This window comes from Protofrankia sp. Cj5 (genome assembly GCF_917627405.1).
Classification (GTDB): Bacteria; Actinomycetota; Actinomycetes; order Frankiales; family Frankiaceae; genus Protofrankia.
This window is the reverse complement of sequence record NZ_CAKJTO010000116.1, coordinates 1-13,832: the sequence shown is the minus strand read 5'-3', so window position 1 is coordinate 13,832 and position 13,832 is coordinate 1. Positions and strand designations below refer to the sequence as shown.

Annotated in this window: 11 protein-coding genes; 1 reads left to right on the top strand and 10 read right to left on the bottom strand. The window is 65.4% G+C overall.

Features of this window, described 5'->3' with window-relative positions; translation table 11 throughout:
- Positions 1-229 precede the first annotated feature (229 nt).
- The 7 genes from MJ777_RS19415 to MJ777_RS19385 all read right to left on the bottom strand — a co-directional run bounded on the left by MJ777_RS19415 (position 230) and on the right by MJ777_RS19385 (position 5,645).
- Positions 230-1,261, bottom strand: coding sequence for an SDR family oxidoreductase (locus tag MJ777_RS19415; RefSeq protein WP_239377360.1), 1,032 nt, complete (start codon positions 1,259-1,261; stop codon positions 230-232).
- Positions 1,261-1,428 carry a hypothetical protein gene (locus MJ777_RS19410; protein WP_239312935.1) on the bottom strand — a complete coding sequence of 56 codons (168 nt, stop codon included), beginning with the start codon at positions 1,426-1,428 and terminating at the stop codon, positions 1,261-1,263. The genes MJ777_RS19415 and MJ777_RS19410 overlap by 1 nt, the downstream gene beginning before the upstream one ends.
- Positions 1,415-1,708, bottom strand: coding sequence for an acyl carrier protein (locus tag MJ777_RS19405; RefSeq protein ID WP_239377359.1), 294 nt, complete (start codon positions 1,706-1,708; stop codon positions 1,415-1,417). Before MJ777_RS19405 ends, MJ777_RS19410 begins: the two co-directional genes overlap by 14 nt.
- A 156-nt stretch (positions 1,709-1,864) precedes the next feature.
- On the bottom strand, positions 1,865-2,311 hold the full coding sequence (locus tag MJ777_RS19400; protein WP_239348167.1) for a type II toxin-antitoxin system RatA family toxin: 447 nt from the start codon (positions 2,309-2,311) through the stop codon (positions 1,865-1,867).
- Positions 2,312-2,337: 26 nt separating this feature from the next.
- Positions 2,338-3,504, bottom strand: coding sequence for a GNAT family N-acetyltransferase (locus tag MJ777_RS19395; protein ID WP_239312928.1), 1,167 nt, complete (start codon positions 3,502-3,504; stop codon positions 2,338-2,340).
- Positions 3,505-3,556: 52 nt separating this feature from the next.
- Positions 3,557-3,781 (bottom strand): hypothetical protein, encoded by a 225-nt coding sequence (locus MJ777_RS19390; RefSeq protein ID WP_239312926.1) that lies wholly within the window; start codon positions 3,779-3,781, stop codon positions 3,557-3,559.
- 517 nt (positions 3,782-4,298) lie between these two features.
- Positions 4,299-5,645, bottom strand: a complete 1,347-nt coding sequence (locus tag MJ777_RS19385; protein WP_239348168.1) for an ammonium transporter — start codon at positions 5,643-5,645, stop codon at positions 4,299-4,301.
- Positions 5,646-6,156: 511 nt separating this feature from the next.
- On the opposite strand from MJ777_RS19385, the gene MJ777_RS19380 reads away from it, so the two are divergent.
- A complete protein-coding gene (locus MJ777_RS19380; RefSeq protein ID WP_239348169.1) occupies positions 6,157-7,992 on the top strand; it encodes a substrate-binding domain-containing protein in 1,836 nt (611 codons plus the stop codon).
- Positions 7,993-8,051: 59 nt separating this feature from the next.
- Here MJ777_RS19380 and MJ777_RS19375 read toward each other — a convergent pair whose 3' ends face one another.
- The 3 genes from MJ777_RS19375 to acs all read right to left on the bottom strand — a co-directional run bounded on the left by MJ777_RS19375 (position 8,052) and on the right by acs (position 13,495).
- Positions 8,052-9,884, bottom strand: coding sequence for a choline/carnitine O-acyltransferase (locus tag MJ777_RS19375; protein ID WP_239377358.1), 1,833 nt, complete (start codon positions 9,882-9,884; stop codon positions 8,052-8,054).
- A complete protein-coding gene (locus MJ777_RS19370; RefSeq protein ID WP_239348171.1) occupies positions 9,881-10,765 on the bottom strand; it encodes a class I SAM-dependent methyltransferase in 885 nt (294 codons plus the stop codon). The genes MJ777_RS19375 and MJ777_RS19370 overlap by 4 nt, the downstream gene beginning before the upstream one ends.
- A 732-nt stretch (positions 10,766-11,497) precedes the next feature.
- The gene (acs, locus tag MJ777_RS19365) at positions 11,498-13,495 is read right to left on the bottom strand and encodes an acetate--CoA ligase (RefSeq protein WP_239312353.1); all 1,998 of its coding nucleotides are present in this window, start codon (positions 13,493-13,495) and stop codon (positions 11,498-11,500) included.
- Between the last annotated feature and the right edge of the window lie 337 nt (positions 13,496-13,832).

Genomic DNA, 13,832 nt, shown 5'->3' with positions numbered 1-13,832 from the left:
AGTGACGGCCGTTACAACGCTCGGAACAGCAGCGATACGGCATGTGCGGAGAACGGGGCCAGGCCCGGGGACGTAGCTAACGGGGTGCGAAACAGCTAAAACCGGCGTCAACACGACCCACCCCCGACTACCGCTAATACAGCCCTGGACACACTGTGCTCAAACTGGCTACAACAATCATGATCGCCGTTTATGGCTATTCCGCCAGGACGGAATACGAACCGGCCCGTTACCGCCGGCGATCAGCGATCAGGGTCCACGGGCTGGGCGTGGCGAGGGCCCTGCGGTGCCGGTTCTCGGCCCAGTACCACACCGAAGCGGCCATCACCTCGCCTGAGTCCCGTACCTGCCGGGTGGGCTCGAACGGCCGCGACATGCTGGTGTAGCTCTGGAACATGGCCAGCAGCTTGACCGCCCGTTGCTGCGCCGGGGACAGCCGCTGCTCGGCCAGCGGGAGGAAGAACCGGTTCCAGCTGTCGGTGGAGACCGTCGGCGGTCTGTCGATCGGCTCGACGCCCTTCGTCGTCCGGTATGTGTTGATGGTGTCGCAGGCGATGTCGACCAGCCTGGCCAGCCGCAGGCTGCCCTGCCCTCCCGCGATGACCTCAGTGCGGGGCGCCGTCGGCGGGGCACCGAGCGCCGCGTCGACGATTACGTCGGCGACCTCGTCCACGGGGCTGATCTCGGCGTAGCCGTCGGGATCCCCAACCACCACCGCGGCCAGTCCGGAGACCAATGCCGGTAACAGGGTGTAGGGACCGGAGAAACGAGTGATTCCGCCGTCGCCGCGCCGGCCCATCACCAACGGTGGGCGGACCACCGTCACCGGGCCGCGATGGCGGGTGGACACGATCTCCTCACAGGCTGCCTTGGACCACTCATAACCGTTGCGGTAGCCCTCGAACTCCGTGCCCCCGCAGCCCGTGGGGAGGCGTGCCCCGTCCACATAAGCGGTGGAGACGTGAACGACGTGCGTCTCAGGGCCGGCCAGTCCGAGCACCGCGCGCAGGGTGTTGATATTGGTGGTGGCCTCGTCCCGGGTCATGCTCCAGTGGGTGGCTGCCGCGGTGTGCACGATGGTGTCCCAGCGGCCGGCCAGTGCGGGCGGCGCCGGCTCCTGACCAATGTTCCAGCAGACGATGGAAGTGTCGGTGGCCCGCCGCGCCACCCGGACGAGATCCGGTGCCGCGGGGTGGCTGAGCAGCCGGTCAGCGGTTTCGGTGCCGATGACACCGGTTGCCCCGGTGATGAGGATGCGCATCACGTCTCCCGCAAAGAGGTCAGGACCAGGCAGGCGTTCTGCCCGCCGAAGCCGAAGGAGCTGGCGGGCGCCGGCGCCACGGCCACGCTTCTGGAGGCCACGGCCTCGACGAGACCGGCCGCCGAGCTGGCAACGAGGGCGACCGGCGGCCGGTCAGCCACAGTCATCCACGGGGACCTGACGGGCATCCCCGGGGACCTGGCGGGCCACCAGCAGTTCGACAGCGTGTCCGACTGTTTCAGCCCGGACCAGCTCCTCGGGCTCGATCCGGACGCCGAGCACGCGTTCTAACTGCGCGCCCACCGCCATCAGCTCCAGGCTGTCGATGTCGAACTCGGCACGCAGGTCGGTGTTGTCATTGATCACGTCGATGTCGGCGCCGAGGACATCGGCGATGGTGGCGCGGACGACGTCGGCCAGCTCGCGTTGCTGCGGTGTCATGTTCATGTTTTTCCTTGTTGCTCCTGGTTCGGTGTTCAGTTCAGGCCAACGGCGATCGCGTGGGTGGCCACGGCCAGCGCCGTCGAGGATGTCGAGTGCCTGCTCCAGCTCGGCGTTAGGGCTGGTCATAGGAACTAGGCGCTGTCGTGAGCACGAGCGCGGTTACCGGCTGTCGGTCAGCCGCCGCTCAAGCGCGGTGAGCATCTGCTGGGCGTTCTCCCGCAGCGCGGCGGCGGCAACCGGATTCAGCATGCCGGCGAGCAGCGGGATACCGATGTCGAACTCCAGGTGCAGGGACACCAGGCTGGCGCTGTCGCCGGCCGGGCGGACGGACCAGTAACCGACGAAGCGCGACAGGTCCCCGCTGATCTGACGGAAGTCGCATCGGCGGGCCTGGTGATCGAGATACTCGGCCGCCACCCACTCCAGCACCGATCCCCTGAGCCAGACCGACCACGCCGTTGTCCGATGGTCCGCTCCAGAGCACTCGACGATCTCAACCGATCGGACGTTATCCATGCACTGTGGGTAGTTTTCGACGTCGGTGACCGCGGCCCAGCTCTGGGCAGGCAGGGCGTCGATGGACAGTTCGGCTGCGACTGTGGGCATCGGAGGCTCTCTTGAGGCGAGATGGGTCAGGACCGTGGCGCCAAGGCGTCCGCCCGAGCGGACGCCAGCGCGGGTGGCAGCAGGCGGCGCAGGACAGCCCGGGGGAACGCACGGATATGGGTGATGGCGTAGGACTGCTCCACCAACGCGCAGCCCAGCTCCCGCTTTGGTTCGTAGGCCGTCTGGGCGAACCTGATATGCTGGCACTTCTCCGCGATGGCGAGTTCAATGGCCGCGTAGTGCACGTTGTGATAAAGCCGGGCCCGGTGCGCCAGCCGGTAGTCCAGCCCGATCCGCACCCCCACGGCACCGTGACCGCGGAAGAAGCAGTGCAGGAAGGCCACCAGCTTGTCCCCGTCGAAGCAGGCCACCACCCGCTGCTCTAGGCCCTCGGCGTCGGACAGCGCCCGCAGGAACACCCCGTCGAGGACATCCAGTGTCTGGTCGGCGCGCACCATCACCTGCTGGTAGAGCCCGAGCATGGCGGGCAGCAGGTCCGCGAAATCCCTCCGCACTTCGATTCTCAGTCCCGGGTGGTCGCGGAAATTTCGTATCGTGCTACGCACGTTCCGGCGTGCCTTCGCCGGCAGCGCGGCGATGTAGTCGTCAAAGGAGACATGGCCCAGCCGGAGCTCGGTGTCTGGCAGACTGGGCACGAAGAAGAAGCCGGCCGCCGCCAGCTGCGGGCGCAGCGCCGCCATGCACTCAGGCGCGAAGTCCTTGAACACAACCGTTCCCAGCCGGTTCCGCCGGGCGTACCGCAGGACCGCCCGCACCAGCAGCTCGCAGACCTCGGGCTGGAGCGGTCCCCGGCTCAGGACCCGGCCCGGACCGAGGAAGTTGCCGCAAAACAGCATGGGCACGCGCAACAGCCGAGGGAACAGCCTGCGTACCGGGGCCAGCAGGCGTCGCTCGCCAGAGCCTACAACGTCGTCGAGCCGCAGCTCCCGGAAAGCGGCCAGCGGCAGGATCGCGCAGATCTCCCCCGCGCTCCGGACCACCACGTAGGCGTACTCGTCCGGCCCGATGGCGCCCTGTTCCATCGCGGCGAAGACCTGCCGTGCCCACATGGGGTCGTCCGCGGGAGCCAGCCCGTCCCACACCTGCGCCGGGATAGCGCCCACGCCGGGCAGGACATCGACAGCATATCCGGCCGGCGCCGTCACCACGCCGTGGCCACTGTGCTCTGCCATGGGTTCTCACCACTCCGGGCCGGGTCAAGGGGCAGGGACGGGAACGGCGCGGTCAGCTGATGCGCGGCGGCTGACCGGTAAGCGCCGTACATAGCGGCTGGGCCATCCGGCCCGCAGCGGGCGGATGGGAGACCGGACCGGCGGTGGCCGAGGCGAGGCAGGCCGGCTCGGCCGAGCTGATGAACGACAGTTCGGCGGACGGCCGCCGCGCCGACACGGTGTCCATGCCGGGGCGGAGCCGGTCAGGTACGGATCTTTCGCCACCGAGAAAGCTCACCTGGCTGCCCTTTCCGAGGTCATGACAGGGAGACCGACACAGGCGCGCGGGCCGATGAAGCCGTGCTCAGGCGGTGTGCCCCGCAGGTCCCACCTGGATACAAGGAACTGTAATAGGTCATTTACTGGCTGAACACCCCCAGTTGGATATCTCCATCCGCAGTACCGCGGACCGGTCAGTGCCCGCCGCCACCGCTTCAATCAGAAAATTATGATTAAAAATAAAAACAGCTGGCTATTGCCGGGCCGCTCTACGGCGTGTTTCCGAAGCAGTCGTTTGATCAGGGAGCCGTGTCCAGGTAGTTCCTGGCTGGACACGGCTCGCCCGGACAGAAGATTCACAAAACAGGTTCTGCAGGACTCCGGAAACCGGGATTTTCACCTGGGCACCAGCGAGAGCGATGAACCGGCCACCGGTGGCCAGGACGGACGCGGACCATCCAGACCATCGACATCCGCGGGAGCCGCCCGGGCACCGTCACCATTGTGCCGGTCATCCCGGCTGGCAGGATCAATGTTCAGCGATGATGCCCGGCCGTCGAGTCCGGCTTCATCGGCTGACTCCAGTCAGCCAGGCCTTCCAGGCCTTCCGGCACCTCCGGCACCTCCGGCACCTCCGGCATCTCCGGTGTCCCGGCGGCATATGCGAGCTCGCCGTGCTCCGCGAGGTCCAGGCCGGTCCACTCCTGGCGCCGGCTCACCCGGTTACCGACGATCAGATCAATGAGCATACCGATCAGATACGTCGCAATCAGTGAATACATCACGACCACGGTCAGCGCCAACAACTGGTTGCCGAACAGGTGAAGCCCGCCGCCGTGGAAAAGCCCATTGGCGCCATCGGGGTTGACGCTCTTGGTCGCGAAGAGCCCGAGACAAAGAGTGCCAAGGCAGCCCCCGACCAGATGCACCGCGATGACGTCGAGGGAGTCGTCAAGAATGAGCCACGCCTTCAAACCGACCGCGAGACAGCACACCACTCCGGCCAGCGCGCCGATGAGAATGGCAGACATCGGTGTGATGAACCCCGCGCACGGAGTCACCGCGACCAGTCCGCCGAGTGCTCCGGTACCGGCTCCGAGGACGGTCGGTTTGCCAGTGCGGACGCGCTCGACCGCGATCCAGGTCAGCAGCGCCGCGGCCCCGCCGAGGTTGGTGTTGGTCGAGGCGAGGGCCGCCAGCCCGTTCGCGTTCAACGCGGCGCCCCCGTTGTACCCGAGCCAGCCGAACCACAGTATCCCGGCGCCGATCATCACCAGCGGCACGCTGTGCGGCGGCTTCTGCCGCTCAGGCCATCCCACTCTGTGTCCGAGCACCATCGCCATGGCGACAGCGGCGGCACCAGCGTTGGCGTGCACGACCATACCGCCACCGAAGTCGAGGGCGCCCAGCTTGGCGGCCCATCCGGTGGGCGAGAAGACCCAGTGCGCGACCGGCGCGTAGACAACTATCGGCCACAGCACGAGAAAGAGGATGTAGGCGGCGAACCGCCAGCGGTCCGCGGCCGCTCCGGTGACCAGCGCCGGGGTGATCACGGCACCCATCATCTGGTAAAGAGCGAATGCGATCACCGGTACCGCCAGCCGAGGCATACCGGGCACACCGCCGCTCAGGCTCGACGGCGTCAGTCCGGCGAAGTGCAGGCCACCGAGTAAGCGGTTACCGCCGTCGAACGCGAGCGAGAAACCGATCAGCGCCCAGGTGACGCTGACGACCCCGATGGCGCAGAAGCACTGCATCATGATGCCCAGTACGTTGTGCCGGCCTTGCAGGCCGCCATAGAAGAAGGCCAGGCCTGGTGTCATCAGCAGGATGAGAGCGGCGCAGATCAGCACCCAGGCGGTGGCGCCCGTATTTATTTCCATCCCGAGGTTCCTTCCCGGTCAACCGATGGGTTCCTTGGCGTCTACGGGTGCGGCTCTCCTGGAGTAACCTGATCATTCCGCGAGTGCGTAGCTACTTTGGTACCGAACCTGGTGGACCCGTTGTTGTTCTTGGGGTAGGTGGCAACGCCATTACCACCGACTTCTTCGACCAATCCGCGGTGCGCGAGATCCCGGCCCCGGTCCGGATTCAGTGGCGGCCGGCCTGACGTCACGGGCAGCATAGTTAACCAGCTCGACAGCACCGAAGCCGAGAAGCCCGGCCAGCGCCTCAACCAGTTCCGCGGAGATCCGTACCACACCGCGGAGCCTGTACCAGAACCGACAGCGCCAGGTAGCTCCAAACGGAGATCTCGGTCAGGAGGTCTCCATCTAGAGATAGCGGACAAGACGAAAATGCTGGACATTATCGTCATTGTCACAGTTGTCATGCCCCCCAATACGCACCGCGTCCCCGCCGAAGCGGGCGCCGTCTCCAGGAGGTCTGGGGCTCATGCCAGACCAAGATCACAATGCCTATGAGGTCGAACCCCCACCCTCTCGGGCTCCACGCGCAGTCCTCGTGTTCCTACTGACCGGAGTAGTGATCGCCGGTACGATATTGGCGTTGCGCACCACCTCCGGTGCCAGCTCGGAATCGTGCTCAGGCGCGCTCGCTCTGACCGTTGAAGCGGCGCCCGAGGTGTCCGCCGCTGTCCGTTCGGCAGCCGCCAACTACCAGCAGACCAAGCCAAACGTCGACGGCACGTGTGTCACCGTCCGGGTGAGCACACGTGCCGCCCAGGAGACCACGCGGCTGCTTGGCGGAGGGTGGCGAGAGGCGACCGCGGGAAACCAGCCGGACGTGTGGATCCCGGACTCCACGGCCTGGCTCGACATGGCTCGCCTGCAGGAACCGGCACGCGTCCTGGTACCGCAGAGCGCACCGACGATCGCGACCTCGCCGGTCGTCATCGCGGTGCCGCGGAGCATGGCCAAGACGCTGGGCTGGCCGAGCAAGAACCCGTCCTGGGATGATCTTCGTATCAACGAAGGGAGCACCACCTTCTGGCACGACCACAACGACAAGTACCCCGGCAAGTTCCAGGTCACCTTCGCCAGCCCACAGACGTCGTCGGCCAGCGCGGCCGCGATGATGTCCATCGCCGCGGTCGCGCTGGGCAAGCCGGCTGGAGAACTCACCGCCCAGACGTTCCGCGATGACATGTCCGCCAAGAAAGTGGTTCTCGACCTGGAGCGCAAGAGCTCGGCCATCGCCGACTCAGACGAGGCGCTGCTGGCCGGGCTACGCCAGGCCGACGCCGACACCAGCGGAGGAGGGCTGACCGGCCACGTCTCCGCGGTACCGATGTCGGAGAACATGATGTTCGACTACAACAACGGTGTCGTCGCTGACGGAAAGGCCACCCCGCCGAAGGAGCCACTCGTCGCGATCTATCCAACGGACGGGATCGCGGTCCAGAACATTCCGTTCGTTCAGGTCGGCCCGGATGGGAGCCCGGCTCACAAGGCCGCTGTCCAGGGGTTCCTGGAAATGATGCTCAGCAAGACCGGGCAGGACTCGTTCACTGAAGCGGGCCTGCGGGGCGAGGACGGAACGGCCCCGAAGCTCACCACCGACGCCGGCTTCTCCCCCGGGCTGCGTTTCGAGCCGGCGGAATCTGTCAACCCCGCGGCGACGGGGTCAGCACTCGCCCTGTTCCAGGCTGTCCACCAGCGTGGCGCGACACTCGCCGTCATCGACACCTCCGGTACGATGGGCGGCGTGGTAGCGGACAGCGGGGGCGTGACCCGGCTGAAGGTGGCCATCAGCGCGATGGATTCGGTGTACGCCGCGCTCGCCGAAGATTCCAAGATGGGACTGTGGCAGTTCTCCCGCGTTCCGGGCAGCACCGCCAGCTACCAGGAACTGGTGCCGATCGGCCCGATAGGAGAAGTGATCAACGGTACCTCCCGTCGGAACCTATTGATCCAGAACACCGACAGGTTGCAGGCCAAGGACAACGACGGGGGGCTCTACGACACGGCGCTCGCCGCGTTCCGCAAGCTCAGCTCCGTCTATACACCCGGCCGGCCGAACCAGGTCGTGTTGTTGACCGACGGCCAGGACGACAACCTGAGCAGTATTTCCCTCGACAATCTGATCACGAAGCTCAGGAGTGAGTTCGACCCGGAGCATCCCGTACATCTGATCACTATTGCCTACGGCGGTCAGGCCGATGCGCAGGCGCTCCAGCGCATCTCCGCCGCGACCGATGCCAAGAGCTATCCCGCGCGCGACGAGAACTCCATCTCCCAGGTGATCCTCGACGTGCTTACCACGCACTAGATCATCAGCTGAGGGGGGCCGCCCGGGTGGGCGGCCCCCCTCAGCTATGAGCGGGTTCCTCAGGCCTCCGCTCGCTCGGTAGCCAGCAGGTCCTGTAGCTCGCGCAGTGCTTCCCGGAGCCGGTCAGCGAATACCGACATCTCGCCGGCCATCGGGCGGGCCGCGCTCAGGTAGAGGTTGAAGCGGTCGGGCAGCAAGACGTAGGCGATACCGATGCACCGGCTGTTGGTCGGCCCGAAGCCGAAGTACTGGATGTTGGTCGACGGCGCGGAACTGGTATTCAGATAGTCGTCCCGCATCTTGAGCCAGCCGGGAGTCTCGTACAGGGCGGGTGCTTCGGTCACCCCCAGCGCCTCACCGCGCCGCTTCTGAATCAGCTGCAGTTCCCACAGATGCTGCTCGGGTGCCTGGCCCGTCTGGCACTCTTTCGCACGTTGCACATGCCTTTCGGCAGCTGCCCGGAACGCCGCTCTGCGGGTCTTCGCATCCGCTCCAGGGTCATCCATCGCGGCCACGAACCGCACCACCTCAGGTGTGACGACGCGCATCGCCTCCGTGCGCCCGTGCCGGTACTGTCTCGTCGCGATCGACTCGTACGTGGCACCCACGAATCCCCTGGTACGTTTGCGGGCGAGTTGATAGGCCAGCTGCACGAACGCATCCGGCGATATCCGTAGCCGCTTGGCCTGATTTCCACCGAAATCTTCGACGGACAGGGTGGCGGTAGCCGTGTCGGCGCTGTAGGCCGCGAACGAGGCTTCGGCGGTCCGCACCGTGCTCCGAAGGTCACCGTCCAGCGTGAATTCGATGGCCTCGATGACTGGTAGGCCCTGCGAGCGGCTCCCCGACCGTTCCGGGTGCATCTCGGCCGATGCGCCCAGCAGGGCGTCAACGAAACCGAGGATTGTGGTGCCGTCCAGACCACAGTGCTCCACGTTGATGCCCGCCGTACCGTCGGCAAAAACGATCAGAGAGACCGCCTTGTCGAACCAGCGGTTAGCGCTGTCACCATGCAGGAGCTGGTCGCATGCGGCCAGGGCGTCTTGGGGGGTGAAGTCCTCCAGGCACATGCAGAACAGCGCGGTCTCCAGCTCCTCGAGCGCGCCCGCGTTATCGGGATGACAGGCGAGCAGCGCTTGCCTGCTGGCGGCCCAGTCGGCCCGAGCCTGGGTGGTGAGGTGTCCGACAGACGTGTCAGGCGCGGCCCGCGTCGCACCGGCTTTCATGATCGATATCAGTCCTGCCGTAAGATCGTCCAACGTGTGGGGCCAGCCATCCGAGCCCAGCACGTCCATGCGGAACATGTTTCCGCGGAAGAACACGACGATATGGCGCGCCTGAGACGGGCCCGGCCATTTTTCGCTGTAAGGCGCGCGGACGGTGTCCTGCACGGGCCCGGGTATCCGTGTCGTGGAGAACAGGAACTTGTTCTGTTCCATCGAAAGCGCCTGCCCCCGCTGGACGATCGGCGCGACAAGTTCCTCGTCGAGCAGCAGTTTGTAGTCAACGGCCGCGGCGATGAGCCCGGCCGCCCGCTCCACCTGTCGCCGGTCCGAATCATTGAACAAGAAAAAGAAATTCGCGTTGAGGGCTATACGGTCACGGCGGCCCAGGTACCGGGACGGCCAGAATGTGTCGAGCCAGCTGTGCACGCCCGCCCCGGCGTTGTACTGTTCGAGTGCCGCGTGCAGGGTGCGGCCAGGACCGCCCGGCCGGAGGAAGGACGCGACCTCGGCCTCGGTCGCCGCCAGCTCGTCCATGGACAACAGCGGCGCGCACCACTCGAGGAATCTCTCGCAGCTCGCCTCCAGCATGGGCAGTGGTACTCGTGGCAGACGCTCTTCGCCGGCGAAGGTCCGGGCGGGTTCCTCTTGGCTGTTGAACGATTTCATCCTCGACCTCGCTGACTTGGGGGCATGTACGGCTCCTTATTTGTTGCGAGGTCCACGACTGGGCGATTCTTCGTCCCGCGCGGCCGAGAGATGTAGAGCTGCGCGTAGAGCCAGCCATCGGCTTCCAGACCTCGCGGATCCACTCCGACGGTCCACAGCGTGTCCAGGACAAGCGACTGCTCCTCGGGGGAGGCGAACCGTCGCTGCTTGAATACGCGGTCCAGGTGAACGGTTTCGTATCCCAGCTCGGCCAGGCTCGCCGCGACAGGCTCGAACGGGAACATCCGCAGGACGAAATGCGCCATCCACGGTTTACGCTCACCGTTCGCGTTGACGATGCGCGAGATGGTTCTGTCGGTAACATAACCAAGACAGCCCGTCGAGATGACGAGATCCGCTCCAGCGAGCTGCTGGCGTTGTTGCTCGGTGGGGTCGTTCTCTTCCAGATCGGCATGTACCGCGTCATCGATGAACCCTGCCGCGAGCGCGTACGACAGCGCCGGATGCGAGCTGTCAAGACCCACGAACTGGGTAGATCCGAGGTGGCTACGGGAACGGACCAGCTCCTGGTCACGGGTCAGTAACGTGTCGCGGGTCTGCTCGTTTACGTCGAAGCCACAGTAACGTTCGTACAGTTCGTCCATGGTTGCTCCATATTTCAACAGAGCCGCATTAATACCATAGGAACAACCGATGTCAAGAATGTTCAGAACATGACCAAAGCGCGACCTTCGGTATTCCTGAATAAGTTTCACAAAATATGGCTTGGCTAGTTGTGGAATGCAATATCCGAGCTCGCTTAAGGTGCTGAAATAAGCCCGCGGATCGGGTTGGGTATAAATGTGATCAAGTGAAACTTTCCCAGTGGCGTCAAAACGCACGGAGCGCGCTCCTTCGTTGATCGCGAAATGGGTGGTGGGCCGACGTGGGGTTCAGCTCGCCGGTCGACTCCTTAAGCCGGTAGTTGGTCGACGCGCGCGGCTCGTCCCTGGCCACCCGGCACTGGGCAGCAAGCGGTCCGCATCCATGCCGCAGGCAGGATGCGGTTGACTGGCGCACCGACGTCAGCGAACAGAGCGGAACCGACCGAGCAGAACAGCCTTCAGCGGTGCAGCCGGCCGGCAAACGCATGGAAGCAGCCGGCCGTGCCAGGGTGGCCCTGGCGACCGCGATGCGACCGTAGCGGTGTTCGATCCGACGTTACCCGATCGCGGCAGCATTGCCGCAGGTTCGTCGATACAGACCCGGCCGTACTCGACGAACACCTGCGGAGATGCTCCCCGAGCTGGCTCGGAAAAGGTCTGAGCAAGCCTGGCCGGGCCAGCTCAGAAACGCTTTCCCATTCTTCAGCACGCCCGGTCAGCGGCTTCCTCACCCTTCTCGGTCCAGCGGTGACACTGACCCACTGGAAAAACTCGCCACCGGAGACACACAGTCTCTCAACAATCCGTGCCCGATGCCGGACAGTACGCGTTTCCCACCACGCCCAGGTAACAGCAAACCACCAGGAGAACACACGGCGCAACAATTCGGGCCGCAACTGTCAGCACCCCGTGCAACCCGCTCAATCGCCACGGGACGATCGAGCGGCACGCGGACCGCGTCACACCCCCCTATTCTTCGCGCATACCCTTGACAACCCTCTCCTGAAGCTGAAATACCACATCTTGATCACGCAATGTAGTCACATCTCCGAGCTCGCGCCCCTCCGCGATGTCCCGCAGCAGTCGACGCATGATCTTTCCTGACCGGGTCTTCGGAAGGTCATCGGACCAGACGATACGCTGCGGCCGCGCCAGTTTGCCGATCCGTTGCGCCACATGCTGGCGCAACATCGTCACCATGTAGTCGTCACCTACCAGATCACCCCGCAGCGTCACGAATGCCACGATGGCCTGCCCGGTATCGTCGTCGGCCCGGCCGACGACGGCGGCCTCCGCGACGGCCTCATGCGAGACCAGCGCCGACTCCACCTCGGCTGTGGACAGCCGGTGACCGGAGACGTTGATGACGTCGTCCATCCTGCCGATGATCCAAAAATAGCCATCTGGATCCTGGCGGGCGGCGTCGCCGACCACGTAGATCGTTGGCCCGAAACGGGAAAAATAGGTCTGAACGAACCGCTCGTCGTCACCATAGAGGGTACGCAGCATGCCCGGCCAGGGTGCGGTGATGACGAGCACACCGACGCCGCTGTCCAGCGGCTCTCCCTCCTCGGAGTACAGCTCCGCGGCGATCCCAGGCAACGCGTGAGTTGCCGAGCCCGGTTTGGTGGTGGTCTGCCCGGGGATCGGCGAGATCATTATCCCGCCTGTCTCGGTCTGCCACCAGGTGTCGACGATCGGGCAGCGCTCACCGCCGATCACCCTGTGGTACCACAGCCATGCCTTCGGATTGATCGGCTCACCGACCGTGCCGAGAATCCGCAACGACGACAGATCATGACGCCCCGGATACAACGGGCCCCATTTCATGCAGGCCCGGATCGCGGTTGGCGCGGTGTAGAAAATGGTGACCCTGTACCGCTCTATCAGTTCCCACCAGATGGACCTGTCCGGGTAGTCCGGAGCGCCCTCGTACATGACGCTGGTAGCGGCATTGGATAACGGTCCGTATATGATGTATGAGTGGCCGGTCACCCAACCAACATCGGCCGAACACCAGTAGACGTCAGTGGCCGGGTCGAGATCGAACACCATCCGGTGGGTGTAGGTCACCTGGGTGAGGTAGCCGCCGGTGGTGTGCAGGATCCCTTTCGGTTTCGCCGTCGAGCCGGAGCTGTAGAGGATGAACAGCGGATGCTCCGCCTCCATCGGCTCAGCCGGGCACTCGGGGCTGGCAGCGGAGAGCAGGTCGTGGTACCAGATGTCGCGGCCGGTCCGCATCGGCGCCGCAGTGCCCGTCGAGCGGACGACGATGATGTGCTGGAGCGAGTCAAGGTCCCCCATCTCGGCGTCCACCGCCTCTTTGATGGCAGCCGTACGACCCTTACGGCGAGCCCCATCCACTGTGATCAATGCCTTGGCCGCGGATACCTCCATGCGCTCGCGTACCGCGGACGGAGCGAATCCACCGAAGACCACGTTGTGCGGGGCGCCGATCCGGGCGCAGGCCAGCATCGCGACGACCACCTCCGGGATCATCGGCAGAAAAATCCCCACCACGTCGCCCTTGCCCACGCCGAGGCTCTTCAGACCGTTGGCGAGCAGCTGGACGTCCCGATGCAGATCCGCATAAGTGATCGTCCGCTCTTCGCCCTCCTCGCCCCGCCAGTAATAGGCGACTCTGTCACCGAGACCGGCCTCGACATGGCGGTCCAGGCAGTTGGCGGAAACGTTCAGCCGGCCGTCCGCGAACCACGTGTAGAACGGCGGGCTGCTGTCATCGAGCCCCTTGGTGAAGGGGGTGTCCCAGCGCAGCAACGACCGTGCCTGGTCCAGCCAGAAGCCCACCGGGTCGCCAGCAGCGGCGTCCCAGTCCACCTGGTGGCGGGAGACGAAGCCGGCGGGCGGGGCGAACCGCTCGACCGCCAGGAGGCGTTCAAGGTCCTTTTCTAGCTCCGCGCTTTCCGCGTCTGTAGCGCTGCCCTCCGCGTCCGCAGCGCCAGTCATGCTCGTCGAAGCAGCCCCGTCATCCAGAGGAGCTGCGTTCAGGGTGCTATCTGTCATGACGTGTCCTCCTAGTGCTCGGTCTGTTCCTCAACGGGCACGGTTCGCCTCGGCTCCGGGCTTCCGGCGGCCTGTCGACCGGCAGGGCTGGCAGGGCCGTGCGCCGCCACGTGTCGTCGATCACATCCGCGATGGCGCCCAGTACGCCGCCCGCCTTGGTCACGGCCAGTTGCTGGCCCAGTTGTACTGGTCATGGCGACTCCTCGGGCCGGGGCAGAACGGGGCCTCCCGTGGAGGCGAGCCCAGGAGGACCAACCATGTGCATGCCGCCGCTGCCATC